The sequence below is a fragment of the Spirosoma migulaei genome (assembly GCF_054776855.1).
In genome coordinates, this window is record NZ_BAAHBG010000002.1 from 697,266 (window position 1) to 720,607 (window position 23,342).

Genomic DNA, 23,342 nt, shown 5'->3' on the forward strand with positions numbered 1-23,342 from the left:
TCTTGGCCTGCCTTTATTCGGAGGTTTACGTGGACGATTCTAGATGCTTCTTAGTCTGATATAAGTCGTTCATTAGCACAATATTAAGTGCATTTTAGTTTGGATTGACAACCCTTTTAGTGCTCTTAAACAGCCAGTCGAAGAAGGAGACGAAAGGGTATGATAATCAATAGATTCGTTACATAGTGAAAACGACCTCTATCGAAAACAGGAAATTGGTTACCAGATAAGCGAACGGTCGAATACAGAGTTCTGATTTTTGACTGGATTTAGGCAATGGCTGGCCGGTTGAAGCGAAGTTTGATAAGCGTTCCGTCCTGGTTTTCGTAGGTCAACCTACCTTCGAGCTGGCGGGTAAGCAGTTCCACTAACTGGGTGCCGAAGCCCGTTTCGTTGACTGCTTCCACAGGCTGTTTACCGATACCATTGTCGGCTACCTGCAACAGCAACGAATCGTCGCCCATCCGCGTCAGGCTGATGCGAATTGTGCCGTTGTCTTTACCGATAAAGGCATATTTAAGCGAGTTGGTTATCAATTCATTCGTTATTAGTCCTATGGAAACCGCCGTGTCAATATCCAGTACCAGCTCGGGCATCGAACAGACAATGGTAATGTGACTGGCTGCATCGAATGAATCGAGAATGCTTTCACCCAGATTGTTAAAATAATCGCGCATTTCGATAGCCCCTAACTGCTTGCCCTGGTACAGTTTCTGGTGAATGATGCCCATACTCTGCACCCGGTTTTGACTGGCCTGTATGGCTTCCTGTACGTTAGGGTCAGTAACTTTAGCCGATTGTAATGCCAGCAAACTTGACACCACTTCCAGATTATTCTTGACCCGGTGATGAATCTCTTTCAGCAGGAGTTCGTTCTGGGCGTTTTTCTGAGCAATCTCGTCGCGCTGTTGTTTAATGACAACGGCTTCCTGCAGGGCCAGTTCACGGGCCTGTTCACGCAGACGGACCTTCAATAAATACCAAAAGCCGAGTAGCAGCACCAGCCCATAAGCCGCATAGGCCCAAAGGCTTTGCCACCAGGGCGGGCTGATGTGTATGCGGAGGGGTGCCAGATTTGTCCAGATTCCGTCGCTATTGCGGGCTTTCAGGTGGAACAGGTACGTTCCCGGCTTCATCTGGGCAAAATCAACGGTGTTTTTCAGGCCGATGCTTACCCATTGTGGCTCGTCATTCGGTCCGGTCAGGGAATAGGCATAGGCACGACTGCTGGTGTTTCGGTAATCCAGCAGCGCAAATTTTAGTTCTAAGGTGTTTTCCCGGTGCGACAATGCCAGCTCATTGGCTCGCCAGCGATCTGGGGGCAGGAGACGCATGGTTTGCGTCCCGTCGATGTCGAAGCAGGAAACGCCCACCAACCGCAGCGGTGATGAGGCTTTAGGAATGGTATGGATGGTATCGTTTGGCCCAAACCTCCGTAAGTTGTTCTGGCAACCGAAATATATTTCGCCGGTAGTAGCCAGTGCTGTAATGGGCGTAGAATAAACCGAGTTGCCTACAAACTGTGGAAACGTGGTTACGCGCTCCGTAAGAGGGTCTATACAGGATACCACCTGATTCTGATTGAGCCAGATTTTACCGGCCCTGTCGAGGGTAGCGTGAGCAAAATAATCATCCGTGAACCCGTTTGCTGCACTATATTTTTTGAATCTCCCCGTTTTGACCGACAGCTTCTGTAAGGGAGCCGCATACCCACTCGTTACCCACACATCGCCCTGCTTATCAATCAGGGGCGCAAACGTGTAGTTGCTGGCTAGTCCATAAGGGTCGCCTTGCCGGAGTACAAACCGCTGCACTTGTCGGGTTCGTTTGTTCACCCGACTAAGGCCGTGAGCGGCTCCGCACACCCACACCGTGTTCTGGGCATCGACCGCAATCTTTTGCAGCGTGTTCGACAATAAGCTGTTGGCGTTGGTAGGATCGTTTTTCCACTGTTCATAGGTACTCACCAGCCCCGTCTCGACCGATAAGCTGCCTTTGGGAATGCGAAAAAGCCCCTGCCCCCAGGTCGAAATCCAGAGGTCACCATCCCGGTCAATAACCGAAGCGATGGCATTCGGGATCGTCTTACTCCCGGCCTTGTCTAAACGAACACGTGTTAGATGACCTGTCTTTTTATTGTAAACGAACAGGCCAGCTTCCGCACCGACCAGCAGGTATGGATCGTAGCCGGTTCCGGTCGCACCTGGAAGCGGTAGGGTGAAATAGGTCAAGGGCTGTTTCAGTACAATCTTCATCTCATTCTGGCCCGGCCTGGACTGGCCCATCCAGGCCGGGCCCGGCTTGTATCGAATCAGACCCAAATCGGTACTGATCCAAAGGAAGCCTTCCGAGTCGGGCATGAGGGACTCCGTTACGGGCCGGGCCAATCCAGGCCGGGCCGGAACCGCACCGGCGGTGTTAGTAAATTTTGGCAGTGGAATGTTGGGGTGGCGTTCCTGGCGGGGGTCGAAAAAAAGCGGATTTTTGTCGCTCGCCCTCTCCAGCCAGATTAACCCCTGGCCATCTTCGTAGAGGGTTACCAACTCTTTGAGTTGTTCCCCATTGCTGATGGCTATGGGTGTGCATTGTTCCACGACGGTCCGGTCGGCTGAAATACGGAAGAGGTCGTTATCGCAGCAAAGCCAAAGTCGACCCGCCCGATCTTCCAGGATCACTTTTGGAAACGGAATGGGTTTGCCGTCGACCGTTCGCCTATCGAACCATTTGATTTGCCCTGTTTTGGGGTTAAAAACCCGCAGCCCGGTTTGGTCCGGAACACCCATCCAGATCAGGCCCTGACGATCTTTGCAGAGGCCGTTAATCACATTGAGACCATCAGGGACGTTAGGGATGGGCACCCCTGATTTATTTACAGTCGGAAAGCACCGCCATTGATTATTTGATCGATCAAACTGCTCGAATCCAGCCGTTGTGCAAACGTAAACATCGTGCGGCCTGGCGCGGCCCGATTCCACCAGAATAGGCGACAGTGGGTTACCCTGCAACTGCCCTGACTCGCCTGGTTTGGGCAAAAAACGGACGGTGCTACCCGTTTTAGGGTCGAACCGATTCATGCCATAATCGCTGCCGATCCAGAGATAACCGGATTCATCGCGTTGAAGAAACCGGAGCTTATCCGACGATAGACTGGTCTTGTTGGTTGGCAGGTGTCGAAAATGGGCCACGTTGCCGGTTCGCTGATTGTAGGCATTCAGGCCCCCGTCGCGAGTGGTTATCCAGAACGTGCCTCGTTCGTCCTGAATCATATCCGCCACCCGCGCCGAGGAGAGGGAGTTCAAATCCGCCGGATCAGATCGTACCGTTACGATCTCATGGCCGTCGTACCTGCTCAGGCCACTGCCGGTGACGAACCAGAGAAAATCGTCGCGGTCGGTAAAGAATTGATTGATGGTTAATTGATTTCGGTTGCGGCCCAGCGTCTCTTTGGGGGGTTCGTCGAAGTAAAGCACCGTGGATTGTGCCTGCCCGGCGGACGCGGGTAGGCACAATAGCAGGAGGAGCCACCCAAAAACAACGTATCCATTCATGTTGACTTGTTTGTTAGCTCAAGCTACTTCACTTGTCTTTCTGATCCTCGTTGTTAATATCGCGGATGCAGATAAATTTTCCGTCGCGTTTTTCAAAAATGCCCATGTATTTGCCGGTGCTCACCACGTTGCCAGCCTCGTCTTTAATCGTTGTCTTCCCGACTTCGGTTATTACGTTGCCATCGCCGTACACGTCCATCGTCTCGTAGGAAACCGTCGTCCCGGCCTTGCGCGCTTTCATACTTTTGAGCAACACCTGCCGGATGGCAGCCTTTCCCACGGACATGGGTTCGTCATCGGCCATTTCTACGGCATCGTCTGCGTAGAGTGCCATTACTTTGTCGATGTCCTTAGCGGTTGTGGCGCTGGCCCATTCGGTTTCGATGGCTTGTATTTCCGTTTTGATGGCGGCCATATCGGGTTTAGCAGGTAGCTGCTCCGTGGTAGCTTCTGTTTTTTTTGCGGGGGCGTTGCAACCCGTAACGCAGACAGACGTCATGGCAACAACGGTCAGGAGTAGGGTAAATGGATTGGTTTTCATTGGTTTTTTGATGGTTAGACGATTTAGGGCACTCTCACTAAGCGACGATAGAGTTCAACGGCTTTTATTTTCTCGTACACCGTACCCAGTTTTTTATCTGCTTCCTGAAACGATTTGTCGTCGTGGATTTTCTGGTATGCGCTGGCATTGGGCCAATTGCCCTCGAAGAAGTAGCGGTATTTGTCGGCTCCTTCTCCCGCTACTTTGTAGAGTGTGTATCCGGCGTTACTGTACCCTAAGCGTTTAATGACCGTGTTCAGCTCGCCAATCAACGCCGACAGCTGGGCCTCCGTTACACCCGCTGGCATATCGAATAGGTGGATACTTTTGAGTGAAGGCGTTGCCGTTTGCTGAGCCTGTGCAGATGCCGACAGGCCGAGGCTAACCAGCAGCCAAAGAGCAGAGAGGGAAATCAGGAAATGTTTCATGGGTTTGATTGGTTAGTTTGACTGTTTTAAGATCGATTCACCAGCACCATAGGCTGGGCTTATTAGTTCGGATTTACGTAGTGTCGTCCGTTAAATCCAATTCCATGAATAACAAATAGTCTTTAAATTCTGCGGGGATTTCCATTTCTGGATACGCGTCAATGTCACGAAATCCAAAACGTTTATATAAGGAGTGAGCCGCTTTCATAAACTTCGGACTGTCAAGCCGAATTTTCTTATAACCGACTTTTTTCGCTTCAAGTAAAAGGCCTTCGAGGATAGCTCGTCCAGCTCCAATTCGTCTGCTAGCTGGATCAACAAACATTCGTTTTATTTCACCGATTTCGGGATTGATACGTTTCAGACTTCCAAGCCCACATACGTTACCTTCATAAATAGCCAGGATTAGCTGTCCGTAAGGGGGTTGAAACTTGCCAATCTGTTGGATGTCCTGGTCAACAGCTTCTTTGGGATTATGCGGATGGACGCCATAGAGCTCCTGCATTTTGTCGTTACCCCAAACCAAGTAGTCAAACCATAATTTTTTAACAGCTTCCAGGTCGTCAGGAATGACAACAGTTCTTGTTTTTACTTTTTCACTTTTGTCCATTTCCTGAATAGGTTTTGGTTGGACTGTTTAAACGTTTATTTTTCTAGCCTTCTTTACCCCTAAATCCCCTGAAGGGGACTAAATTCCTACTTAGACAAAGTCCCCTTCAGGGGATTTAGGGGTAAAGAAGGCTGAGTTACATATATCGTTATGATGTAGATAAAAAAGTTTAAACAGGTTCGTTGTTTACTTTCTGTGGTAGCCCTGCCGCTAACTCGCCGATTTATATCATCCGGAAATGGGGAAGTGCCATACGGGTTCGAATTTTACACCCGAATTCCCGTTGTTTCATCCCGAATTGGTTGATCACAGGTAGCTCAGCCACCACTGCTCTTTGTGGGTTGTCTTGTAGGTATCAAACCAGCGACACAGGGGATACAACGACGCGACAACGGCTATCCAGATCAGGTAAACCAACCCAAGGTTGTAGCCTCCATCGCCGGGTAGCACAAACCGCATCGGTATGGTTTTCAGCGCTTTATCGGCCTCCGTCATGGTATGGCCAGTGGTAAAAAAGACAATCATGCGCAGGGTATGCAGGACATACCAATGGATCGTGTAATAAAAAAAGGCCGTTCGTCCGTAGGTGCGCAGCACGCCCGTAACGCGGTTGTGTACGTTCTCCAGCAACGCCAGTCCCAGCAGTCCCGGCCCTACCGTAATGCACATATACAGCAGCGATGGGGGGTATTTATGCACTTTCAGGAACGAGAACAAGGTAGTGAGACCGTCTTTCTGGACGCTCCAGGGGAAGGGGTCGCCGTATCCATTCAGCAAACGCAGCACCACAAATAACCCAATGGCACCGGCACCGAGAGAAAACAGCCACTGTTGTCGCTTCGTGGGCGAAACCGCTGGCTCAAACAAACGGCCCAAGCAGTAGCCCAGCATCATTAGCCCCAGCCAGGGAAGAAACGGGTACAGTACCACAATGACCCGACCGGGAGCGAATTCAAACACACGGTGATCACCACCATGAAACAGCGCCCACCAAAAACCCGATGTAAATCCCGGTGCCTGTTCCACCGCATCCAGCAGATTATGGCCTAAAACGATCGCTAAACCAAGGCTTAGTATGGCCCGGAACGGCAGCCACGTCAGCCCGGCCATGAACACCATACTGATGCCCAGCGACCAGAAAACGACCAGCGTGATGGTATTAAACAGTGTAAACGTATCCGCCGGAACAATCAGGAGTACCTCGGCTGCAATGAGCCATAGACCCCGTTTCAGCAGGAACAGACTCAACTCGCTACGCGATTTTCGTATGCCCTGCAAGTAGATGGACGTACCGGAAAGCAAGGCAAACGTAGGAGCGCAGAAGTGGGTAATCCAGCGGGTGACGTACAGGACCGGTGTAGTGGTATCGAGATTGAGCGGATCATCGGTATAGGCCTGGGCGTGGAAGAAATCGCGCGTATGGTCCAGCGCCATAATGATCATAATCAGGCCCCGCAGTACGTCGATGGACTCGATGCGGTTTTTGATCAATGAACGCGCTGGATTGAGGGAGCTTTCGGTAGCAGATGTATGGGTAAGCGGGAAGGTCATTTCGGTATGGCAGCTGACACTCGTTTATGTGTTCTGGGCGTTCTGGATAACATCAGGCAAGAATCTGTAAAAAGAAGATGAGGCTCATCATCGAATCCGATTAACTGAATTAGCGCACTTTATAGGCTTCTAACTCAATCTCAATCAACTGGCCGGGCAAGGCTAATTCTTTTACGCCAAACCACGACCCGGTCGGAAACTGCTTTTTATAGATCGTATTTCGGTAAGCCGACTGGTTCACAAATTCGGGCATGTTCGTGGTCAGAATATTCTCCACCACAACGTCGTCCCAGCTGTAGCCATAGTGTTTCAGAATTTTGTCCAGATCGGCGTAGCAATTTTTCATTTGTTGTCCCAGATCACCTTTAGCCGTCAGGTTTCCTTTCTCGTCCATACTGACCGCACCCGATATTTTCAGTTCATTGCCAATCCGAACGGCATGGGAATAGCCATACGCTTTCTCGACCTCGGGCCGTAACATAAAGTACTCCGGTGCATCGGATTGAGTCGCTGGTTTCTCATCTGCTTTTTGGGGAGCGGTATTGCAACCGACGGTCAACAGAATCAGGGCGGTAACAACGGCCAGCATCAGGGCGGATTGGTTGGGTTTCATTGGGATTTGGTTGGTTAATGTGAAGAGATCAATTCCCTTTTTTCAAAAAAGAGATCAATCCGGTGAAATACGTTTGCTGGTCGTCGTACATCGCCAGATGGCTACCGTTGGTACAGAGCAGAAAAGTGCCATTTTTGACCTGCCTGGCCATCATCGCCATGTGTTTAGGGTCCATCGTGTCGTAGGTGGCTCCAATCACAAGCGTCGGCACTGTTATTTTTGGCAGGTCTTTACTACGATCCCAGTTCTTTAGGTTAGCATCACCCGCCATGCCAAACTCGCTTGGTCCCTGCATAGTCACATACTGCTCCTGGTTCAGTTTGGCTAACCCACGATTCAGCGGTTCGGGCCATTGCGCCGTTGGTATACGGCAGATGTGCTTTTCGTAGTAATTGGGCAGCAGCAGTTCCATATAGCGCGGGTTGGTGAAGTCGCCTTTGGCTTCAAGGGTTTTGATCTCGGCCAGCACCTTCGGATCCATTTGTTTGGCGAGTACGTCGTTGGCGTATTGGCTGTAGGCGGGCGCGCTGCTCATCATGTTCGAGATAATTAAACCCCTGAGGTTTTGTCCGTATTTAAGCGCATATTCAATACCCAAAATGCCCCCCCACGACTGACCGTATAGGTAAAGGTTGTCTTTGTTTAACCCCAACGCTATCCGAACCTGCTCTACTTCTTCCAAAAAACGGGGTAATACCCACAGGCTCTTGTCAGTCGGCCGGTCGCTGTTACCCGCGCCGAGTTGGTCATAATAAATGAACTCAATGCCTTCTTTGGGCAGAAAACTCTCGAATACCTCGTAGGCCTCATGACCTGCACCAGGACCGCCGTGCAGAATCAAAACCTTGACCGTTGGGTTGTTTCCAATCCGCTTCGTCCACACGTTGAATGTGCCTTTCGGGGTCTTGATCGGGATTATTTTCACGCCCCCGGTTTGTATACCCGTATCGGCGGGGGCAAAGTAGGTTTGAAATGCGTTAGCCTTGTCGGCGTTTGGTTTTGGGTCACAGCCTGCAACGGTCACGCCAATGAGCAAAACAGCAAAAGTGGCTGGTAACAGTGAAGATAGAAATTGGTTGATTTTCATAGGTCTATCGAATAGAGAAAAGGCTGCGAGGATATAGGTTTTAGTTGCGCTCAGTCTTCGCTACTTGACGGCTACCGGTGCCGATGCCGACTCCTGGTAAAACGTCGCTTTCCACGCGCCATTGATTTTGGTGAAGAGCATCGTTCCCGCTACGTGTTCAAACTTCATTTTCTGGCCGGTTTTGAGCGTTGCATTCTGTTCCATCGAGAACGTATAAAGCACCAGTGAGTCAGTCAAAACCCGAATCGCTTCCTTTGCTGGCACGACACTCAACGTCTTCATCTGGCTAAACCCGTCTGCGTTCAATTTTTTGAGTGCGTTATAATCGCCAAAGGTGCCATCGGGATTGACGGCCTGAAAATCAGGTGTATTTTCAAAGTACGTCATGCACGTTTCAATGTCCAGTTTTTCGACCTGTTGGAAGAATCCGTTCACAAGGGAAGAAATTTCCTGTTCAATAGCTTGCTTTTGTTCGGTTGTCATTGTCGACACGTCGGTCGTCTGGGTAGGCGTTTCTTTGGCAGGTGAACTACAACCGGCGGCAAACAGGAGCAGGGCCACGAAGACAGCCAGGGCGGGGGCGAATGGGTTGTTTTTCATTGACTTGGTTTGGTTGTTTCGCCCGGTATGCAACGTCGCATACCGGGCGAGTGTGGTGGGATAGATTCAGTTATTTCTTGCTCATAATCAGCATGGTAGGCTTTCCAATGACACCATCTTTTCGCATCGTTTCTGCCAAATCCGGACGGGCAAAAAAAGCCTTCGGTGCGTCGGGCGAGGCCCACTCGCTGATGATACAAACCGTGCTAGGGTCGTCGGCCAGCGTACTGACTTCGGCACTTAGTTCGCCTGCCAGCATTCGTTCGTTATAAAACAGATCGAAGCCTTTTTTCCAGGCGGCATAGTCAGCCACTTTGTGATAGACCATCGCTTTGACGAGTTTGGATTGTGTGTTGCGGCTGATCTTCCACTGCCCGTTCTCTTTGACCGCAGTGTTGCTGTAAGCCCCCTCCCTCACGATCCGGTCTCCTTTTGCCGACCGTCCCGTTAGCCGATAGGTTCCCGTGAAAATCACGCTGCCATCGAATTGCGGGCTAACATTGGCCAGCGAAACGACGTTGGTCACGTCTGCATCGACAAACCCCTGTGTGTAAAAGTCAATTATCGCGGCCCCTTTCGTGGTGGTGCCGTCCGTAGCCGTCCGCACGGCATCGGCGGTGAACATCGTTTTCAGGGTCGCTGCTTCCTCGCGGTTGAAGGCATCCTGAAACCGCTTCATCAGGTCGCGCATCTCAAGCCCCACCATGTTCATACTCCACTTGACCTGACTGATTTTCCACTGTCCGCCGACCTTGCCGATCAGCATCTCGTAGGTGCCTGCCGTGGGGTTGAGCTTTACGCCGGTTTTCCGCACAAAATCGTAGCCGCTAACGGTCGTGCCGATTTTTACCTTGCCATCGGGCTGGCCCTCGGTGCTGACCACCGTGAAGTCCATATAAGATCCGGCCGTTTCGCCGAAATCGCGTACATAGTCGGCTTCAACATCGGCTTTAGAGCCGGGCGATACACTGCCATCGGGGTTTACCCAGCCCACATTGTCGGCAAAAAGGGTCATCAGCGTAGGTCGGTCTCCTTTGTTGTAGGCTGTCTGGTAGGTTTTGACAAAGGCAACAGCTTCTGGGTTGATGCCCTGAGCGAGGGTGGTGGCTGCGAAGGCCGGGAGGAGCAGCAAAGTCAATAGCCGGGCCATTACGAACAATAGGTTACTGGTTTTCATGGGTGTGTATGGTTATGTGAGTTGATTCGGTGAATTCTTGAGCCAGCAATGCTACACAGCCTGATGCAGCGTTTTCTGTGCCGACCTGAATGCTACGCCGAGGTCATTGGTCGCCAGGGTGTTGCTGTATACAAGTGCGGCTTCGGCTGCGGGCGGTTGCTGGTTCAGCATGAGCGACAGATCGGAGATGCGGTAACTTTCGCTCGAAAGGAGGTAGTTTTTACCGTGCAAGCCCGACCGGGTAGCTGCCTGAAAAACGGCCTCGGCCACGTCGCGCACATCCACCACCGAAAACGCTATATCATTGGCAAAAAGCATTTCGACAAATGGGTTGGGAGCGATCTTGTGCTTGAACAGATATTGCATACTCATAGACATTGAATCGGCGCGGGGCGACAAGCTATTGCCCACGACAAAAACGGGTGAAACGGTAGTGATCTCGAAGGGTAAATCCGGGTTTGCCTCGATGAACTTCCGCACGACCTGGTCGGCCAGAAATTTGGCTTGTCCGTAGGGATGGTCCTCCGCACTGAACCAGGGCGTATCGGCTTCGGAAAATACCTGACCGGCAGGGTGGTTCGGGTGAGGCATGGGAAACGAAGTATTATAGGACGCTACCGACGCGATGAACACCACACTTTTGAGTCCCTCAGTTCGGTTGGCGATGGCCAGAAAATTTTCTGTGCCTCGGATTGTGGGGTCCAGCAAGTCGCGCTGCGGGTCTTCTACCGCCAGCTGAAAAGGTGTGCCGCCGTGTACCACAATCGCGCAGCCCTTCATGAAGGCTTCCAATGCGGTTACATCGCGCACATCGCAGGATACCAGCGTAAGGTTTTCGCCCTTTTTGAAAATGCTCAGGTGAGCGTACTTTTCGGCGTTGGCCGGGTCAGAAGCCGATACTTTCACAGCATATCCTTCGGTCAGAAATTTTTGGGTGACGTAGCTACCGATGAAGCCAGCACCGCCAAGGATGCCTACAGTTTGCATAAAGTTGTGGTTTAAGTCGCCGGGCAGTCTGCACTGCCCGGCGGGAATTGACTAGACGTGGTTATAGAAGACAGGAGGTAATTAGTTCGTAGTCGAATACGACAAATCGGACCGGAGGTGGCCAATTCTCGATTCTATGCGCCGAATGAAAGGCTTCAGTTCGGCAAAAAGGTTCTTAAACCCGGCCCGAAATTCTTCAGTATTAGCCTCATTTCTCGCTTTAAAGTCGGCCTGGCTTTTGGCCAGGTCTTCGACCAGTACGAAATTTTCACTAGTACCGAACCGGCTCATATATACGTTGTAGGGGATCTTGCCTGCTTTACTGGTGTAGAGTTCCTTAAACCGGTTGAAGAGAGCATTTACCTTAGACTGATTATGTGGTTCGTAATAGAAGTAATCGTACCCGTGGTAGGCGTACTCCGACTGACTGGTCTGGTCAGGTGTGTAGGAGTACTCCGGGAGGTACACCAGTATATAATCGCGGTGGCTGGGGTAGCACTTGTCGAAATCGGCGAATAAGGCTGCGAAGGCCTCTTTGCCCATTTTTTCCTGCAAGGGAGCCAGCGGGTCTTTGTCGAGGTCAGCCATGTGCTCGATTGGCTCAATGGTGTAATACCGATGGTCATTGTCCTGAATAGTGAGCCAACCGTTCTTTATGCTGTGTTTTCGACATTGACTAACCAGTTCGTTCGAGGCCTGTTCGTACTGGATCACCATCGTCGGCATAACGGGGTCCTCATGGATGTGGAAGAGCTGCGGTTTGGTGGGCGTGTCCTGAGCCAGCAAAACGGCGGCCGGTACGAGCCACAGGAAGCAAAAAACCGCTGGCGAACGAATAGTAGCAAACGGGAACGGCATGGTTAAGCATAGTTTGGGTGTGGTCTGGAACGGAGCGGCCCAATCAGCCCGGCAAAGCGATTTGGCTGATAACGGATCTAAACTATCGCCAGTGTGTTCCCCAACCAAGTTCGCCCGGACGAGCGTATCCTTTTACTGTCCGAAAGGGGGTATTTTCTTACCGGATGTGTGAACGGTAATGCCGGTTTTGTCCGGCGGCCTCAAATGGTCTGAATTCGTTTCAGTAGTGTCTCGCGCAGGAGGTGGCTGAGCGGAATCGTTTTACCCCCGATTCCGATATGGCCTTCACCTACTTCATCGACCTGCGTCAGATTTACCAGATAGGAGCGATGGACCCGCACAAAAAAGTTGGCCGGGAGCTTATCTTCCATCACCTTCAGGGTCGTTGTCAGCAGGTATTCTTTGGTGGCCGTGAAGAGGTGGCAATAGTTGCGGTCGGCTTCTACGTAGAGAATATCGGCGATGAAAATCTTGACGATCTTTTCGCGGTGCCGTACAAAAATCCGGTCATTGAGCACAAAGGGCGCGTCGGGGACAGGGTTGGCAGAGGTGGGTGGCTCGTCGGCCAGGCGGCTCATGGCCAGCTCGATAGCCCGTTGTAGCTCAATTGCCCGGATCGGCTTGGCGATGTAAGCGTAGGGATGCGTTTTTTTTGCTCGGGCAAAGGTGGCCTCGTCGGTATTGGCCGTGACGTAAATAATCGGGATGTTCCACTGCTGGTGGATAGCATGGGCTGTGTCGATACCGTCGAGTGAGCCTTTGAGACTGATATCGAGCAGAATCAGGTCAGGCCGGTTGGTTTCAGCATGTAGAATGGCTTCTTCGCCCCTAGGCACAATCCCGCTCACCTCATAGCCAAGTTTAGTGAGTTGCAGGGCGATGTTAGCGGCAATGATCATGTCGTCCTCCACGACGAGCAACTTTAAAGGGGTGTCCATTCTATTTGTTGATCATTCGTCAAGTAACCATTACGCGCGTACCGAAGGTTGAATTCTGTACCGCGTATCCTCGATAGTGCTGGCAGTGTAATCAACCCTGTAAATCTGCTACGAAGTAAACTCAAATTTTATAGTTATGAAAACCAATAGCTTGATTAAGTGAAGCCATTAGGATAAGACGTATTTGTGACATTCAGTAAACCTATCAAAAGATTAAGTTTTATAACCTGTCTTGTCCGTGATTTAGTTGGATGTTTTAACGGTAGCTGAGTTGTAGAGAAGAGACTGTAAACTGACTTTTTTGCGTTCAGAAAAGCCGTTCAGTTTGGTAGTTCACCATTTTTAGCCAAGTTTTTGTTTTGTGGACGTATGACATCTTTCTGGGTAACTTGCTTATAAAGTTTGATCGTCGATCCTTTATCCTTTATTGAGTAACTTCGCCGATGTGGAGTCGTGTTCCTTACGATTCCATCTTATTCAAAAAGACTTCTTTGCTTTCCCTACTAAATGAATCAATTAGTTTCTGAAATTAGGCAGATTAGTTAGTCAATCAAGATAAAGTGCGGCTCGATCTATCAACCATGCATTGGCGGTTTATACTGGCAGATTGGTCGGGTTATCGTCTTTTATGATCACTTGACCCTATACCTCACAATGAGATTTCTACGCGTGTTTTTGCTTCTCGTGCTGGCGGTTACGGCCGGGGCCTATGCCCAAAATACTTCCTTGCCTGATTCGACACGACGCAACGTCCTCTTCAGCAGCGACTCGGTGCTGGCCTTTACCCTCACGGCTTCGTTTCAGCGCATTTTGAAAGACCGGGGTGACACCACAATGGCGCACTCTGCCCAACTCAATTATCACAGTACCCAGGGTGAAACTGTAACGCTTCCTGTTAAACTCCAGGTGCGCGGCAACTTTCGGAAGCTGTGGAACAACTGTTCATTTCCGCCCCTGTACCTGAATGTACCCAAAAAGAAAGCCAGCCAGACAGTGTTTGCCAACCAGAATAAGCTGAAGTTGGTCACCCACTGCGAAGGTGAGGAGTACGTTGTGCGGGAGTATCTGGTGTATCGGCTTTATAACCTGCTGACTGATTACAGCTTTCGGGCACGACTATGCCGGGTGAGCTATGTGGACTCGGCAGGTAAACGCCCCACCGAAACCCGGTGGGGCGTGCTATTGGAAGACGAATCTAGTTTGATGAAACGAAATGGTGGGCTGCCCAATCAACTCCGGCAAGTCAGCATGGCTAGTATGGATTCCCTACATATGGCCACACTGGCGGTGTTTGAGTACCTTATTGGCAACACCGATTGGTCAGTACCATACCGGCACAACATCCGGCTGCTAACACTTCCTACGCTTAAGAATCCTGTGCCGGTTCCCTACGATTTCGATCAGGCGGGTATTGTTGAGGCCTTTTACGCCCTGCCATCCGAGAACATTGGAATTACCTCGGTGCGGGAACGGGTCTATCGGAGTATAGCCTATCCGTCGGCGTTGTTTCATCGAGTCTTTGACCGGTTCAACCAACTGAAACCCCAAGTTTATGCGCTGTACTCGAATGATCCCCATCTGGATTCTGCCTACGTAAAGCGCACGCTAAAGTACTTCGATGAATTTTATGCTGTCATCAACAACCCGGTTAAAGTTTTTTTGGGCCGTGTCCAGCGCAGCGAGGTTATTAAAAAGCCGAAGGCGCTTCTGGCGGTGCAGAAAAAGAGTACCCCCAAGGCTACGGCTACGAAGTCTGCTACCAAAAAATCAATTGTGAAAAAAGTAGGTCAGAGTTAACCATTGCTACTACCGGCTCCAGCGTGTTGCTATAAACTACGCATGGCTTTATAGATCGTCGCTATTTATTGTCGGTCAACTCACCCACAACAGATCAGACTTACAGATACTCTTCACGATTCGTTTTTGTATTAATCACCGGTAAACCTGCGATGAGGGGGTTACGCTCAACACCATCAAGCATGGACATTTGTCCTGCCTGATCTCTGCTTTCTCGAAACCGTGAATAAACATAACCCTCCTTGGCCGACAAAGCCGTTAAACCATTTAATTTTTCCTTCTTAACAAAGTAGGCATTATTACCTGCCTGATTACAGCCCACAAAAGCATAGCCCTTCTCAATAGCTAAGTCATATAAAGCGGGTAGTGAAGCGCCAAAGTACAAATAGGAGTAATGGGCTTGCTCTCGCATAAAGTCCGGTTGATAGGGAATCGTAATCGCTCTATCTGAGCCAAACAAACTGTTGTATTCGATAACTACAATGTCGGCTTCGACCGCCGTAATGGCTTTCCATACCCAGTAATCATTCCCATCGATATCAATACTGAGCAAACCAATCTGGCCAGTAATCCCATTATCAACCAGTAGTTGGTTTATGTTTTCGGCGGTAACAAAACTCGCAACGGCTTTTAAGCTGTATCGCCAATAAAATGTACTGGACTTAATGAAATCAATAAACGTTGACGAACCATCGATAATCAACCCCTTCCAATTATTATTCATTAACAAAAAGCGGGTGTTTGCTTCTTCATAATCTTCTACTCCAAATTCAACGAATGTATCCAGGCTGGGTTTGACCCAACTTATCAGATACTGAATAATGCCATCATCCCCAAACTGAGAAAATACCTTAAATTCGGCTTCCTTCATAGATGTAGCCTGTCTGGCTAGTTTAGTCAGCCCTGCCCCCATCACTAATTTAGTGGCCGCATTATCTGCTTTGGCTTGCCTAAGTTGCTCTTGTACTTGATTGATTTGCGCTTGCACCTGATTGATTTGTGCTTGCAACGGTTCGGTAAGTAATCGCCTTATTTTTTGGATTAATTTCATACGATACAACGGTTGTGGACTTGCTCTCTAGTATAAGAGAGTAAGATCAGGCTTTTTTCAAACAGTAATTTTGTTGCCATTCTTTTCAATCTTCGAAGCTATAGTTAATAAAAGAAGTTAATTAGCTGTCCCATTCCAAAGTTGATTACTACTCTCTCATATGCCTACTACTGTTGCCATCGTCGACGATCACCATCTGTTTCGTGAAGCGCTGGTCGCTTTAGTCCAGAAAGTTGATGGCTATGAAGTACTTTATGAAGCTAAAAACGGGCGGGATTTGCTGGCACAGATACAATATAGAAGCCAAGCTCCTGATCTGGCCTTAGTGGATTTGCACATGCCGGAAATGGATGGCTTTGAAACGACTATTCAGCTACGACACTTATATCCAGTTGTACGGGTGCTCATCGTGACTATATCGGATCTGAAAGAAGATATTGTGAAGGCCGTTCGAACTGGAGCACATGGATATGTGGTTAAAGGTGTCTCACCCAACGAAATCCAGCAGGCGATGAATGAATTGATGACCAGGGGCTATTATTTCCCGAGTTTGCCGAATATTAATGGCACTTAGAGAAAATTTAACACCAATGTATGATAGGCAGAACCGTTCTGAGTTAACCCTCAGAACGGTTCTGCCATTATCTAATAACTCCAATAACCTTCAACCCAAACCTGGCCTCGGGGGGTTTGTCGCCAATAACCGGGATTCCAGGTTTTATACCGGGCTGGTTTTGAATAAGTGGCATACTGGACGGGTGTTGTCCGATAATAGCCATTTACCCAGATATAATCGCGTCCTCGACGGACGTGGTGACCCGGAACCCACACTTGACGGGCTACAGGTGCCCTAGGAATAACGATGACCCTTCTGGGTCCGGGTGCTTGTGCAACGGCAGTATCTGAAGCTACTGTACACAAGGCAGTGAGCAACAAGCTTGCTAATGCCACTACTTTCATGTTCGTTTTCATAGCGTTTACCGATTAAGTTCGACAGAGAATCGGTTTCTTCATCTAATTAGATGGCCGTTTTCTGTTCCAATTATCTCTACTGGCTATGGTTTATAAACCGAAAGGTTTCAAACCTGGCTATATATCAACCTATCCTAATGCGATATTGTTAGAGAATTTTGCCGAGCCGATAAATTGATTCAATTTGACGGACAATTCTGGCTCCTTATAACAGCCTACTACCGCCAATAATAAAATCCATAATCCTTATTCAAGCTTTGGAACTCATCTTTCAATTTTATTTGTTACTATTTTATAGTTTTAATAAATATATATTTGTCTATATTTGTCTATATTTATTGAAGAGCCATCTTATGATACTTTATATACCCTAATGGAATATTGTATTGTGTACATCAGTTCGTCAAAAGGTTTATTTTCCGAAGAACAATTAACAAACATCCTGGAACACAGTCAACAAAACAATAGCTTTTTAGGCATTACGGGTATTATGCTGTACTTCAACGGTTCTATCATCCAAGTCTTGGAAGGGGAGGAAGAACGAGTTAAAACTTTGTACAATAGTATTACACAAGACCCTCGGCATACCGGTATTATCCCGTTCTTCAGTCATCCGATAGAGAAACGCTCTTTTTCCGAGTGGGCAATGGGCTATAAAAGCTTATCCGCCAATGAGCTTGGCCGTATAAAAGAGCAAGTGCCGTTCATTGGTGATCCAACCTTACCAACATTAAAGCAGGATAATATCATTCTATCTGTATTACAGACATTCTATTTAAATAATTACCGCAACTGAAGTTAGATTTACTATTCCTGTGTGAAGCGGTGTTTACTAGGTAATCAGGTATTACGCTAAGGGCATTTGTGTTGTCTTGCCGTTCTGACGCCATTTCGCATTTTCCTTATCAAAGACAAAACGGTCAGGATTATACGTTCAACTTAATACATTCTGATTTAATACAATAGCAATACGCTCATTGAGATTGTTAATAATATTGACATGATTTTCTAGCCTCACGTACTTGTGATGTAGGTCTGAATCTGGAGGGCTTAATTCATGCTCTAGGATTAGGAGTGTCTGATGCATGGTTTCTAACAAACTATGTAGTTCATCATTTGTAGACTTGAGATCATCAATGTGATGACTGGAAAGTTGTGGAACTATTCGATTGGCTTCAATTAGGCTGGCAATCTTTCTATAATTAGAATCATACTGCTGAATAGCCTGCACCCACTTCATAAGTATTAGCCCCAGTTGATTGTTCATATATAGTATATTGCCCCCAGTCAAGCGAAAAGTTGTAAAAATCTGGTGAGATTGATTCCAAAAAAGTTAATCTGAACATAGATACACCTTGTTGTAACTTTTTGTTTTTATATGCTTATATTAAACTATTGACTTTTATTTTTTACCTTCATTCTTCACCTCGTACTTTAAAAAAAAAGTACGAAAACTGGCATCCATTTCACTCTAATTTCCCGCACTAAGCTTTGTATTTGGGCATTTCAGGCTGCTCTATTTCCGTATTTTCTAGGATAGTACTGTCCTATGACTCCTTAGTTATAATCGAATTGCTAGCGCTTACTCGGTAGCTTTCTCCAGATCATAATGAAAAACGAGCTTACATTCGAGTGGGCTGGGCGGATAAAATTGAATGATAATAACAGTATCCCGTTTTATCATTTCGATCTATACATCTTTTGAGATTGCTTTTGCAGCCTGTCTATCAACTCAATCATCGGTGAGGTACTTATTGACGGAATCATCTGTATTCTTGTGGGCATTATAAAAAACAATGACCTCTGCCTGGCAGCAGTCAAACAGTTTTTGGATAGTGCTCATTTATAGATGAAGCGAGTGATTGCGGTAAATACCTGTTAAGACGTATTACAATAAAACATCCGATCCTGAAATAGAAAGCGACCCTGCTGTCGGAGCGTATATCCCAGTACGAGATTGCCTTTTCGTCTGAGCCGATCAATGATGTCCGTCGGATGAATTAGATTAGATGGGTTAGACATCGAAACAAGCAAACGCTGGCTTTACCTACATGAATTAGGGAGTAGATCCCTCTCCGGTTTTATGAGCTTTTTAAACCTTTTTACCTCCTAGTTTCGTTATATAGGTAAAAAATATCTTTAAATAGTACTCTCATGATCACCGAGGCCAACAATCTTATTCCTACCCTTACCCGAGGGGACATCCTACAATATGTTGCTACGCATGAGTTTAACGAGATTGGCGACCAGGAGTGGTTTCGGCTCATTCCTCATGGTGAGAACCTGTTTCGAACCCCCGAGTACGGTTTCTTTTCCGGTATAGAGTTAACGGTAGGCGATATATTATGGATAGCAGCCGGGCTTAGTAACGGTTATCAGGCGAGACCCTATGCGGCTGAACCAATTTCAGTTCCACATCTTGCTACAATGAGTTAGTAAGTGATAGGTAATCAGTTGATACTATGGGTAAGCAGGCCCGATTAAGCTACCAGGCCTGCTTACCCATAGTATTCATGTTCGGCATCCCATCGGCGACCCGGCCAAACCGCAATAACTCGCGTCTGCGCGTTTATCTTATTCAAATCAGATCCCCCGGCAATGCCACAATCATTTTCCAGAGCGCGGTAGGAACACTTAGTTTGTCGCTGGCAATAGTTGTAACTCGTTCGTTGTCTCCTTCACCAACTTTCCAGTTTTGATATCGAGCCACCGACGCCGTTTGATGTGGAGGAAAACTTGATGACCGCGAATAGAAAAGTCCTGGACGGTGATGGTGGGGGAAAAGGGGAAGACGACAAACCTAGAAAAATACAACCCGCTTCACAACTTTTGAGATTGCCCCCCTTAGCTTTGTGCTAACCCAATCATAACCGGCTCCGCCAGCGAGTTGGAATACCAGTTGCTTATGGTGAAGAGAAGGTAACGAGTTGAAATTCCCACTCAACAAACAAAACAAATTAGGCGTAACCCGATCCAGAAGTAAGAATATGGGTAACGTTACCGACATTGTCCATAAGGGGCTAAGCCAAAAAAAGATAGGACTAGCTTTGGTTGTAATTAAAAGCTGGAAGATAAAATAGTTGATAATGGGATGATAGAGGTAAAGCAGTTGTGAGTACATACAACCTAATCGACTTAGGATAGAGGAAGGTATAGTCAGTTTCAAGGATAATAAAAATATACCCACCGCATACAGGAGAGTTCCTCCAACCAACGTAATCGTCAATGAATCCTGCCAGTTTCTCGACAAGAAATTCATTTCGATAAACTGCAAGCTGATACCCATGCCAATTAGTAACCAACATGCCCATTTAGAAATAGACTGTTCAATCCGATATTTATCAATTAAAAAACCAATACACAAAAAAGGAATAGACAACAGCATGCGGGAATAAATAGGATGTGCGTTTATACCTACTAAGGAGTGATAGGGATTTATAACTACTATGATCACAATAACTAATGCGGACAGATAAGGTAATAAGCTTTCCAGTTTACAAACCCAAAAGAACCACAGTACCAGATAGCCCAGTAAAAGCGAGGTTAAGAACCAAAGGTGAAAGTACGTACCTACGATTAACGTAAAATGGTTAGCGAGGGAGGTTAAGGACCCAACCGTCAGCAACATAAAAAGGAGATAAAACCCATTGGCAAACAACGAGATGGATAATAAGGTCTTGAACGTTTTGGTAAAAGCATATCCTGCGTGTTTGCTGTAGCTTTTGTGGAAATAGTAGCCACTTACCATAAAGAAAAATGGCACAGACCACCTTCCCATTAAGACCAGGACTGGCATTTTAGAAGCATAAATGCCATGTGCTATGAAAACCGAAAAGGCCCCCAGAAATCGGCTAAGATCCACACTAGCGTTACGTTGATTCATTATCTGTGCTGTACTTAGAAATATTTATTTATATAATAGTCTGGCTTTGTGGCGTGCACTACCGTTTGTTAATCGAATGACCTACTCTGCGAGATAGTCATTTGTAGGAACCTCAGTCGCTTCGATAATCCAATTTAGTTTCAAAATCGGTGCTTGTGAACCTTGTTGAGCCATCCGAAAAATCGAAACTTGAGTTAATATCACGGATATTGACAGGTGATATTTTCATCAAGCTGATCAATTGAGACGAGTATAGAAAAGGTTGCTCAAGTACACTTGGCTCCCTACTTTCCCATACACAAATGATAGACCAATTAAGTTTATTGATATAAATTATTGAATATCAATGTGTTAGTTTGGAGCTGCTTGGGGAGCATTCCAAAATATGGAAATAAAGTCTACTCCTTATAAAGTAATACTCCCGTTTATAGACAGGTTGTTTTTACAATTAGATGGGTTTATCCCAGACGACTTATAAAGAGTCATAATCTACTGCGTTCGAATTTTATCAAATGATCTAGAATTAGCTCAAAACTCAAACTCAGAAAAATACAACGCCCTCCGCAGCTTTTGGAATTGATACGTGCAAACCGCTCCACACCATACATAAAAAATGCCGGCCAACCTTTCGGCTAACCGGCTAATTTTCATATAGTTATGGGCGAGCGGGAAATGGGTCTCGAACCCACGGCCTGCAGCTTGGGAAGCTGCCGCTCTACCAACTGAGCTACTCCCGCTTAATTTATACGACAAAGTTGATTCTTTAAAATCATAATGTCAAGGGCTGGTAGTCAGATAGTTTGTGCCAGATATATTATCTGTTGGTATACATAGTCTAACTGCTCATTTGTTGTGCAATAGGGAGGCATTAGATACAATACGTTACCTAGGGGACGCATCAGTACGTTTCGTTCCAGTAGAAAATTATAGGCTGTATCGCGAATGTTATTGAAGTATGACGTTTGTTCTCCGGCTTTTAAATCAAAGGCAAGTAAGGTGCCGCGTTGCCGAATGGTTTCAATGGTGGAGTAGGTTGCTAACTGGTCTGCAAAGGCAGTATGTTGCTGGGTAATACGTTGAATATTGGCTTGTGTTTCATCGGATAATAGCAAGTCCATGCTGGCTAGTGCAGCTGTACAGGCTAACGGATTTGCGGTGAAGGAATGCCCATGAAAAAGCGTTTTGAATTTGTCGTCCGAGAGAAAAGCATCATAAATGGCTTGGGTACAAGTTGTGACACCTAACGCCATTGTTCCACCAGTCAGCCCTTTGGACAAGCACATCAGGTCGGGTTTCTCCTGCAAATAATGAGATGCAAACAGTCGACCTGTTCGGCCGAAGCCAGTCATGACTTCATCGGCAATAACGAGTGAACCCTGTTGCTGGGCGAGTCGAATCAGTTTATCCAGCACCTCGGGTTGGTACATGACCATGCCCCCTGCGCCCTGTACTAAGGGTTCGGCAATAAAAGCGGCTACTTCATCGGTAAACAGCGTTGCGGCACGTTCCAGAACGATTTCTTCCTGACCAGCTATAGGAACGGGAAGGTATTCTACATCGAACAAAAAGGGGACGAACGGGGCTGTGAATGCACTACGTCCACCTACCGCCATTGCGCCAAATGTATCGCCGTGGTAGGCATTTTCAAAGGCAATAACTTTACGGCGTGGTTTGCCCAGGTTGTGCCAATATTGAAAGGCCATCTTCAGGGCGACTTCAACTGCTGTTGATCCGTTGTCGGAGTAAAAAATCTTGGCTTGATTGTGAGGGAGAATTGTTACTAATCGCTCGGCCAGTTCAACGGCTGTTGGGTGGGTAAAGCCTGCGAAAATGACATGCTCGAGAGTTTTTAGTTGCTCCGACACGCGTTGAGCAATATACGGTTGAGCATGTCCATGCAAGTTGACCCACCAGGAGGAAATCATATCCAGATATTCCCGGCCATCAGCACCGTAAAGCACCGAACCTTCACCCCGTACAATTGATATGGGCAATGGAGCCGTCTGCATTTGCGTGAAGGGATGCCAGATAACGGCCTGATCACGTTCAGCTAAGTTGTTCATTTAACTTTCAATGTAAAATGAATAACGTATAATGCTTAATGGATAGTGGGGATGAAGTTTTTGCTCCATTATCCATTTTATAGTAGTCATTATCCATTATGATTAAACGCCCCATTTGCCCTGGGCTTTCAGTACCTGTTCAATTACATCCCGAACGGCACCCCGTCCTCCCGATCTAGGCGATATATACTGGCAAATCCCCCTAATTTCGCTAACGGCATCAGCGGGGCAGGTACTGAATACGGCCGGTCGGCTCAGAATTGTGGAGTCGGGAAGGTCATCGCCCATGTACAAAACTTCGGATTCGTTTAGACTTTCGCGGGCTATATAGCCAAGGTAGGCGTTGACTTTCTGGTCAGTAGGGCCACCCATGAAAATGTCTTTCACATTCATGTTCACGAGCCAGTTCCGAACGCCGTCGGCATTGGAAGAGGATAAAATACCTACCCGGAAACCTGCTTTCAGGGCTTGCTCAATAGCATAGGTATCGCGGATGTGAACTGTGCGGAACCGCTCGCCAGTGGCTAACAGATGAACACTGCCGTCGGTGAGTACACCATCGACATCGAAAATAAATGTTTTAATGTGGGCAAATCGGTCTTGTGTTGCTGCCATGCTGCAAGTTTAGTGAAAACCGC

The 23,342-nt window shown here is 47.6% G+C and carries 24 protein-coding genes and 1 tRNA gene; 5 read left to right on the plus strand and 20 right to left on the minus strand.

Going from position 1 to position 23,342, the window contains the following annotated elements:
- Positions 1-269: 269 nt before the first annotated feature.
- From ACYVGO_RS04175 to ACYVGO_RS04225, 11 genes are all read right to left on the minus strand, one after another.
- Positions 270-3,548 carry a histidine kinase dimerization/phosphoacceptor domain -containing protein gene (locus tag ACYVGO_RS04175; RefSeq protein ID WP_460967729.1) on the minus strand — a complete coding sequence of 1,093 codons (3,279 nt, stop codon included), beginning with the start codon at positions 3,546-3,548 and terminating at the stop codon, positions 270-272.
- 28 nt (positions 3,549-3,576) lie between these two features.
- The gene (locus ACYVGO_RS04180; RefSeq protein ID WP_460967731.1) at positions 3,577-4,089 is read right to left on the minus strand and encodes a YybH family protein; all 513 of its coding nucleotides are present in this window, start codon (positions 4,087-4,089) and stop codon (positions 3,577-3,579) included.
- Between the two features lie 23 nt (positions 4,090-4,112).
- Positions 4,113-4,517 (minus strand): hypothetical protein, encoded by a 405-nt coding sequence (locus ACYVGO_RS04185; protein ID WP_460967732.1) that lies wholly within the window; start codon positions 4,515-4,517, stop codon positions 4,113-4,115.
- A gap of 73 nt (positions 4,518-4,590) precedes the next feature.
- Positions 4,591-5,127 (minus strand): GNAT family N-acetyltransferase, encoded by a 537-nt coding sequence (locus ACYVGO_RS04190; RefSeq protein WP_460967733.1) that lies wholly within the window; start codon positions 5,125-5,127, stop codon positions 4,591-4,593.
- A 306-nt stretch (positions 5,128-5,433) separates the two neighbouring features.
- Positions 5,434-6,678 carry a DUF1624 domain-containing protein gene (locus ACYVGO_RS04195; protein WP_460967735.1) on the minus strand — a complete coding sequence of 415 codons (1,245 nt, stop codon included), beginning with the start codon at positions 6,676-6,678 and terminating at the stop codon, positions 5,434-5,436.
- A 109-nt stretch (positions 6,679-6,787) separates the two neighbouring features.
- Positions 6,788-7,291 carry a RidA family protein gene (locus ACYVGO_RS04200; protein WP_460967736.1) on the minus strand — a complete coding sequence of 168 codons (504 nt, stop codon included), beginning with the start codon at positions 7,289-7,291 and terminating at the stop codon, positions 6,788-6,790.
- A gap of 28 nt (positions 7,292-7,319) precedes the next feature.
- Entirely contained in the window at positions 7,320-8,378 is a 1,059-nt protein-coding gene (locus ACYVGO_RS04205; protein WP_460967738.1) for a proline iminopeptidase-family hydrolase, read from the minus strand.
- Between the two features lie 60 nt (positions 8,379-8,438).
- Entirely contained in the window at positions 8,439-8,978 is a 540-nt protein-coding gene (locus ACYVGO_RS04210) for a nuclear transport factor 2 family protein (protein ID WP_460967739.1), read from the minus strand.
- 70 nt (positions 8,979-9,048) lie between these two features.
- Positions 9,049-10,155 carry a YybH family protein gene (locus tag ACYVGO_RS04215; protein ID WP_460967741.1) on the minus strand — a complete coding sequence of 369 codons (1,107 nt, stop codon included), beginning with the start codon at positions 10,153-10,155 and terminating at the stop codon, positions 9,049-9,051.
- A 51-nt stretch (positions 10,156-10,206) separates the two neighbouring features.
- The gene (locus ACYVGO_RS04220) at positions 10,207-11,142 is read right to left on the minus strand and encodes an NAD-dependent epimerase/dehydratase family protein (RefSeq protein ID WP_460967743.1); all 936 of its coding nucleotides are present in this window, start codon (positions 11,140-11,142) and stop codon (positions 10,207-10,209) included.
- 81 nt (positions 11,143-11,223) lie between these two features.
- A complete protein-coding gene (locus ACYVGO_RS04225) occupies positions 11,224-12,000 on the minus strand; it encodes a hypothetical protein (RefSeq protein ID WP_460967745.1) in 777 nt (258 codons plus the stop codon).
- Here ACYVGO_RS04225 and ACYVGO_RS04230 point away from each other — a divergent pair.
- Positions 11,999-12,172: a hypothetical protein gene (locus tag ACYVGO_RS04230; RefSeq protein ID WP_460967747.1), complete on the plus strand. Its 174-nt coding sequence runs from the start codon at positions 11,999-12,001 to the stop codon at positions 12,170-12,172. The genes ACYVGO_RS04225 and ACYVGO_RS04230 overlap by 2 nt on opposite strands.
- 28 nt (positions 12,173-12,200) lie before the next feature.
- Here the strand turns inward: ACYVGO_RS04230 and ACYVGO_RS04235 are convergent, their stop codons facing one another.
- Complete coding sequence (locus ACYVGO_RS04235) at positions 12,201-12,938, minus strand: LytR/AlgR family response regulator transcription factor (protein WP_460967749.1); 738 nt, start codon at positions 12,936-12,938, stop codon at positions 12,201-12,203.
- 654 nt (positions 12,939-13,592) lie between these two features.
- Between ACYVGO_RS04235 and ACYVGO_RS04240 the strand changes: the two genes are divergently transcribed.
- Positions 13,593-14,735: a hypothetical protein gene (locus ACYVGO_RS04240; protein WP_460967751.1), complete on the plus strand. Its 1,143-nt coding sequence runs from the start codon at positions 13,593-13,595 to the stop codon at positions 14,733-14,735.
- 100 nt (positions 14,736-14,835) lie between these two features.
- Here ACYVGO_RS04240 and ACYVGO_RS04245 read toward each other — a convergent pair whose 3' ends face one another.
- Positions 14,836-15,786: a FlxA-like family protein gene (locus ACYVGO_RS04245; RefSeq protein WP_460967753.1), complete on the minus strand. Its 951-nt coding sequence runs from the start codon at positions 15,784-15,786 to the stop codon at positions 14,836-14,838.
- Positions 15,787-15,946: 160 nt separating this feature from the next.
- Between ACYVGO_RS04245 and ACYVGO_RS04250 the strand changes: the two genes are divergently transcribed.
- Complete coding sequence (locus tag ACYVGO_RS04250; protein ID WP_460967755.1) at positions 15,947-16,360, plus strand: response regulator; 414 nt, start codon at positions 15,947-15,949, stop codon at positions 16,358-16,360.
- A 71-nt stretch (positions 16,361-16,431) separates the two neighbouring features.
- Here ACYVGO_RS04250 and ACYVGO_RS04255 read toward each other — a convergent pair whose 3' ends face one another.
- Positions 16,432-16,758: a YXWGXW repeat-containing protein gene (locus tag ACYVGO_RS04255; protein ID WP_142770628.1), complete on the minus strand. Its 327-nt coding sequence runs from the start codon at positions 16,756-16,758 to the stop codon at positions 16,432-16,434.
- A gap of 373 nt (positions 16,759-17,131) precedes the next feature.
- Here ACYVGO_RS04255 and ACYVGO_RS04260 point away from each other — a divergent pair, with 373 nt between their 5' ends.
- Positions 17,132-17,554 (plus strand): BLUF domain-containing protein, encoded by a 423-nt coding sequence (locus ACYVGO_RS04260; RefSeq protein WP_460967757.1) that lies wholly within the window; start codon positions 17,132-17,134, stop codon positions 17,552-17,554.
- Positions 17,555-17,692: 138 nt separating this feature from the next.
- Here ACYVGO_RS04260 and ACYVGO_RS04265 read toward each other — a convergent pair whose 3' ends face one another.
- Entirely contained in the window at positions 17,693-18,025 is a 333-nt protein-coding gene (locus tag ACYVGO_RS04265; RefSeq protein WP_460967758.1) for a hypothetical protein, read from the minus strand.
- 887 nt (positions 18,026-18,912) lie between these two features.
- On the opposite strand from ACYVGO_RS04265, the gene ACYVGO_RS04270 reads away from it, so the two are divergent.
- Complete coding sequence (locus tag ACYVGO_RS04270) at positions 18,913-19,194, plus strand: hypothetical protein (protein WP_460967759.1); 282 nt, start codon at positions 18,913-18,915, stop codon at positions 19,192-19,194.
- A 142-nt stretch (positions 19,195-19,336) separates the two neighbouring features.
- Here ACYVGO_RS04270 and ACYVGO_RS04275 read toward each other — a convergent pair whose 3' ends face one another.
- From ACYVGO_RS04275 to ACYVGO_RS04295, 5 genes are all read right to left on the minus strand, one after another.
- Positions 19,337-19,468 (minus strand): hypothetical protein, encoded by a 132-nt coding sequence (locus ACYVGO_RS04275; protein ID WP_460967761.1) that lies wholly within the window; start codon positions 19,466-19,468, stop codon positions 19,337-19,339.
- Between the two features lie 90 nt (positions 19,469-19,558).
- Complete coding sequence (locus ACYVGO_RS04280; protein ID WP_460967763.1) at positions 19,559-20,641, minus strand: acyltransferase family protein; 1,083 nt, start codon at positions 20,639-20,641, stop codon at positions 19,559-19,561.
- A gap of 664 nt (positions 20,642-21,305) precedes the next feature.
- Positions 21,306-21,378: transfer RNA gene (locus ACYVGO_RS04285), tRNA-Gly, on the minus strand.
- Between the two features lie 54 nt (positions 21,379-21,432).
- A complete protein-coding gene (gene bioA / locus ACYVGO_RS04290) occupies positions 21,433-22,704 on the minus strand; it encodes an adenosylmethionine--8-amino-7-oxononanoate transaminase (protein WP_460967764.1) in 1,272 nt (423 codons plus the stop codon).
- Between the two features lie 102 nt (positions 22,705-22,806).
- The gene (locus ACYVGO_RS04295) at positions 22,807-23,319 is read right to left on the minus strand and encodes a KdsC family phosphatase (protein WP_460967766.1); all 513 of its coding nucleotides are present in this window, start codon (positions 23,317-23,319) and stop codon (positions 22,807-22,809) included.
- Positions 23,320-23,342 lie beyond the last annotated feature (23 nt).

What these genes read in the sequence shown, in the direction of transcription:
- ACYVGO_RS04175 (WP_460967729.1), bottom strand. Translation starts at nt 3,548, where the DNA reads ATGAATGGATACGTTGTTTTTGGGTGGCTCCTCCTGCTATTGTGCCTA.
- ACYVGO_RS04180 (WP_460967731.1), bottom strand. Translation starts at nt 4,089, where the DNA reads ATGAAAACCAATCCATTTACCCTACTCCTGACCGTTGTTGCCATGACG.
- ACYVGO_RS04185 (WP_460967732.1), bottom strand. Translation starts at nt 4,517, where the DNA reads ATGAAACATTTCCTGATTTCCCTCTCTGCTCTTTGGCTGCTGGTTAGC.
- ACYVGO_RS04190 (WP_460967733.1), bottom strand. Translation starts at nt 5,127, where the DNA reads ATGGACAAAAGTGAAAAAGTAAAAACAAGAACTGTTGTCATTCCTGAC.
- ACYVGO_RS04195 (WP_460967735.1), bottom strand. Translation starts at nt 6,678, where the DNA reads ATGACCTTCCCGCTTACCCATACATCTGCTACCGAAAGCTCCCTCAAT.
- ACYVGO_RS04200 (WP_460967736.1), bottom strand. Translation starts at nt 7,291, where the DNA reads ATGAAACCCAACCAATCCGCCCTGATGCTGGCCGTTGTTACCGCCCTG.
- ACYVGO_RS04205 (WP_460967738.1), bottom strand. Translation starts at nt 8,378, where the DNA reads ATGAAAATCAACCAATTTCTATCTTCACTGTTACCAGCCACTTTTGCT.
- ACYVGO_RS04210 (WP_460967739.1), bottom strand. Translation starts at nt 8,978, where the DNA reads ATGAAAAACAACCCATTCGCCCCCGCCCTGGCTGTCTTCGTGGCCCTG.
- ACYVGO_RS04215 (WP_460967741.1), bottom strand. Translation starts at nt 10,155, where the DNA reads ATGAAAACCAGTAACCTATTGTTCGTAATGGCCCGGCTATTGACTTTG.
- ACYVGO_RS04220 (WP_460967743.1), bottom strand. Translation starts at nt 11,142, where the DNA reads ATGCAAACTGTAGGCATCCTTGGCGGTGCTGGCTTCATCGGTAGCTAC.
- ACYVGO_RS04230 (WP_460967747.1), top strand. Translation starts at nt 11,999, where the DNA reads ATGGTTAAGCATAGTTTGGGTGTGGTCTGGAACGGAGCGGCCCAATCA.
- ACYVGO_RS04225 (WP_460967745.1), bottom strand. Translation starts at nt 12,000, where the DNA reads ATGCCGTTCCCGTTTGCTACTATTCGTTCGCCAGCGGTTTTTTGCTTC.
- ACYVGO_RS04235 (WP_460967749.1), bottom strand. Translation starts at nt 12,938, where the DNA reads ATGGACACCCCTTTAAAGTTGCTCGTCGTGGAGGACGACATGATCATT.
- ACYVGO_RS04240 (WP_460967751.1), top strand. Translation starts at nt 13,593, where the DNA reads ATGAGATTTCTACGCGTGTTTTTGCTTCTCGTGCTGGCGGTTACGGCC.
- ACYVGO_RS04245 (WP_460967753.1), bottom strand. Translation starts at nt 15,786, where the DNA reads ATGAAATTAATCCAAAAAATAAGGCGATTACTTACCGAACCGTTGCAA.
- ACYVGO_RS04250 (WP_460967755.1), top strand. Translation starts at nt 15,947, where the DNA reads ATGCCTACTACTGTTGCCATCGTCGACGATCACCATCTGTTTCGTGAA.
- ACYVGO_RS04255 (WP_142770628.1), bottom strand. Translation starts at nt 16,758, where the DNA reads ATGAAAACGAACATGAAAGTAGTGGCATTAGCAAGCTTGTTGCTCACT.
- ACYVGO_RS04260 (WP_460967757.1), top strand. Translation starts at nt 17,132, where the DNA reads ATGGAATATTGTATTGTGTACATCAGTTCGTCAAAAGGTTTATTTTCC.
- ACYVGO_RS04265 (WP_460967758.1), bottom strand. Translation starts at nt 18,025, where the DNA reads ATGAACAATCAACTGGGGCTAATACTTATGAAGTGGGTGCAGGCTATT.
- ACYVGO_RS04270 (WP_460967759.1), top strand. Translation starts at nt 18,913, where the DNA reads ATGATCACCGAGGCCAACAATCTTATTCCTACCCTTACCCGAGGGGAC.
- ACYVGO_RS04280 (WP_460967763.1), bottom strand. Translation starts at nt 20,641, where the DNA reads ATGAATCAACGTAACGCTAGTGTGGATCTTAGCCGATTTCTGGGGGCC.
- bioA (WP_460967764.1), bottom strand. Translation starts at nt 22,704, where the DNA reads ATGAACAACTTAGCTGAACGTGATCAGGCCGTTATCTGGCATCCCTTC.
- ACYVGO_RS04295 (WP_460967766.1), bottom strand. Translation starts at nt 23,319, where the DNA reads ATGGCAGCAACACAAGACCGATTTGCCCACATTAAAACATTTATTTTC.